The 2,889-nt window shown below is 74.7% G+C and carries 3 protein-coding genes; 1 reads left to right on the top strand and 2 read right to left on the bottom strand.

The window, feature by feature from the left end:
- Both JNW98_RS33415 and JNW98_RS33410 read right to left on the bottom strand, forming a co-directional pair.
- The coding region (locus tag JNW98_RS33415; protein WP_223772051.1) for a phosphoribosyltransferase domain-containing protein at positions 1-464 on the bottom strand (464 nt) is incomplete at its 3' end.
- The gene (locus JNW98_RS33410) at positions 464-1,762 is read right to left on the bottom strand and encodes an HpcH/HpaI aldolase/citrate lyase family protein (protein WP_223772050.1); all 1,299 of its coding nucleotides are present in this window, start codon (positions 1,760-1,762) and stop codon (positions 464-466) included. The genes JNW98_RS33415 and JNW98_RS33410, both read right to left, overlap by 1 nt.
- 302 nt (positions 1,763-2,064) lie before the next feature.
- On the opposite strand from JNW98_RS33410, the gene JNW98_RS33405 reads away from it, so the two are divergent.
- Positions 2,065-2,889: TerD family protein (locus JNW98_RS33405; protein ID WP_223772049.1), on the top strand; the 825-nt coding region annotated here is incomplete at its 3' end.

Here is a 2,889-nt window from a genome sequence, read left to right as displayed (position 1 = left end):
GTGGACAGCTCGTCGTCGACGAGCACCAGCGGGCCGTCGCCCGCGAAGAACCGCGGGTCCTCGGGCAGCAGCAGGTGGGACGTCGCGTGGCTGTGCTCCTCCTCGAAGCCGCCGGCCGGGGCGACGCCGGCCACCGGGCGGCGCGTGGAGTGCAGGTAAGGGGCGAGGCCGAGCCCGTCGGCGACCGAGTGGCCGAGGCCGGTGGCCGTCTCGGCGTAACCCAGGACGACGGCCCCGGCGGCTTCCGCCTCACCGAGCAGCGCCCGCACCCGGCGGCCGAGGTCCAGGCCCACGCCGTGGACGACGGACGGCCGCTGCGGCACGTGCTTGCCCAGCACCCGGGAGACGAGCAGGTGCGCCCGCTTCGGGTTGCGGCGCAGGGCCAGGCCGAGCAGCCCGGACAGCTCCGCGTCGCCCTCCAGCCGTACGCCGAGCCGATCGGTCACCCACTGGCCCGACCACATCAGAACGTCACTCCCTCTCGCCCGGCCTGCGCCGACGCCGTCACCGCCGCTGTCGTCGTCGCTGTCGTCGTCACCGCCGCTGTCGTCGTCGCCGTCGTCGTCGTCGCCGTCGCCGTCGTCGTCGTCGTCGTCGTCGCCGTCGGCACGCTCGCCGCCAGCAGCTCCACGAAACCGACATCCTCTCGTGCCACACCGAACACCTCGGCCCGCAGCAGAGTCCTTTCTGCCCAGGCGCGGTGCGGCTTCACCTCGTTCATCTTGTTCGTGTAGGCGGAGCGCAGCACTCCGCCACCGCCCTCCACGGACCGCAGGATGTCCTCCGCGTCGCCGAACTCCTCGTGGCTCACCACGGAGAGCGCGTGCACCGGGGCGACGTGCGACGGGTGGATGCAGGTCTTGCCCTGGAGGCCGTTGGCGCGGTCGAGTTCGATCTCCCGCAGCAGGCCGTCCATGTCGTGTTCGATCAGGGCGGAGCGCAGCGCCTCCGCGGGCCCGGCGAACGGGCTGCGGCGCAGTTGCGGCTTGAACATCCGCTGGTGCTGGCGGAAGTACTCCCACACCGGCCCGGTGACGGTGAAGCCGCTGCCGTCCGCGCGGCCGAGGACGTTGACGACGTCGGCGATCACGGAGGCGACGAGCTGCACGTCGTAGGCGGTCATGTCGGGCGCGCGGCGCAGCCCGTACGCGGAGCAGAAGTCGGTCACGCCCAGGCGGAGGGCGAGCACCCGGTCGCGGTACTTGTCGACGGCGCGGGCGATCCCGCCCAGCGTCTCGGCCCTGGTCTCCAGGTGCAGCAGCTCCGGGGACTCCAGGACGGGCATGGCGAACAGCCGCTGCCCGTACGCCGCCTCGGCCTCGGCGAGCGCCTCCAGGAAGGGCAGGCCGCGGTCCTCGGTGAACTTGGGCAGGACGAAGCCGGAGAGCAGCCGCCGGGCGGGGCCGAGGCGGCGCGTGAGGTCGGTGATCTGGCCGGGGCGGCGGACGCGGACGAACAGCAGCGGCACCGGGCCGCCGGGTGCGTCGGCCAGCTCCGCGAACTGCCGGACCAGGTTCTCCTCCGCGGCGGCCACCTCGCCGTCCGCTATGGAGTCCTCCAGGCACAGGACCATGGACACGACACCCTGCCGGGCCTGCTTGACGACGTCCCGGGCCAGCGCGGGCCGGGTGGCGGGGCTGTAGAGGGTGGCGCCGAGGGCGACGGCGAGCGTACGGGCCGGGGAGTCGGTGCCGAACTCGGCCGGCTCCCGGTGGAACAAGCCGTTCCGGACCTCGGGCGCGAGGTGTCCAAAATGCCGCATCTTTCTCCCCGTTGTGCCGCGCCGTGCCGCCGGGCCGTCCAGCCGACGAGCGTGGCCGATTATCGTACGTCCGGAGACGGGTCAAGAGTTCCCCAAATACCGGAGGAATCTCTTCTCCTTCCCCCACACCGCCCCTATACCGCCTCTCCCACACCGCCGCCCACACCGCCGCCCCACGGCTTCCGCGCGCCCGCCCCGCGCCCCGGGCGCTCCCCCGGCTCCCGGGGTCCCCGCCGGTCGCGCTTCGGCCGGGGCGGGGCCCGCGTTGTCCGCGGCCCGCGCGGGAGGGCAGGATTGCGGGCATGACGCACGCGATGCTGAAGGGATCGAACATCCCGCTGGAGGCCCCGGCCGTCCGGGCGGTGCTGCGCTGGACCCCCGGTGCCGGCGTCCCCGACGTGGACGTCTCCGCCCTGCTCCTGGGCGCCGACGACCGCGTGCGTTCGGACGAGGACTTCGTCTTCTACAACCAGCCCCGCCATCCCTCCGGCCTGGTCCGCCACCTGCCCAAGAAGCGGCTGCACGAGGGGCTGACCGACACCGTCGAGGCCGACCTCGCCCCGCTGGACGGCTCGGTACGCCGCGTGGTGATCGCCGCCTCCGCGGACGGCGGGACCTTCGGCCTGGTCGACGACCTCTGCCTGCTGCTGTACGACGCCTCCGCCGCCTCCCCGGCGGCCGGTGACACCGCCGCCGCTCCCGGCCCCCTCGTCGCCCGCTTCGACGTCCGGCCCGAGACGGGCGACGAGACCGCGATGATCTGTGGCGAGCTCTACCGCCGCGGTGACGGCTGGAAGTTCCGGGCCCTCGGGCAGGGGTACGCGTCGGGCCTGGTGGGCCTGGCCACCGAGTACGGCATCTCCGTCGAGGACGAGGACGAGGCGGACGCCGGCGACGCACCGGACCGGGACCCGGCCGGCGCGCCCGGCGCGACCGGCTCAGGCGGCCCCGGCGCGAGCGGTTCCGTCGCGCCCGGCGGCGGCAGCCCGCACTCCGGCGGTGACGGAAACGCCGGCGCCCACGGAACCGGCGACGGCACCCGCACCCCGCCGCCGTCCCCCGAGCCCATACATCCGGCGCCCGGCCGGCCGACGTTCCCCGCCGCGCAGGCGCCCACCCCCGCAGCC

The organism is Streptomyces huiliensis (genome assembly GCF_020037025.1).
GTDB classification, from domain to species: Bacteria; Actinomycetota; Actinomycetes; order Streptomycetales; family Streptomycetaceae; genus Streptomyces; species Streptomyces huiliensis.
Note: the sequence above shows the minus strand (reverse complement) of the source record. Positions and strands in the feature narration are given on the sequence as shown.

What these genes read in the sequence shown, in the direction of transcription:
- JNW98_RS33410 (WP_223772050.1), bottom strand. Translation starts at nt 1,762, where the DNA reads ATGCGGCATTTTGGACACCTCGCGCCCGAGGTCCGGAACGGCTTGTTC.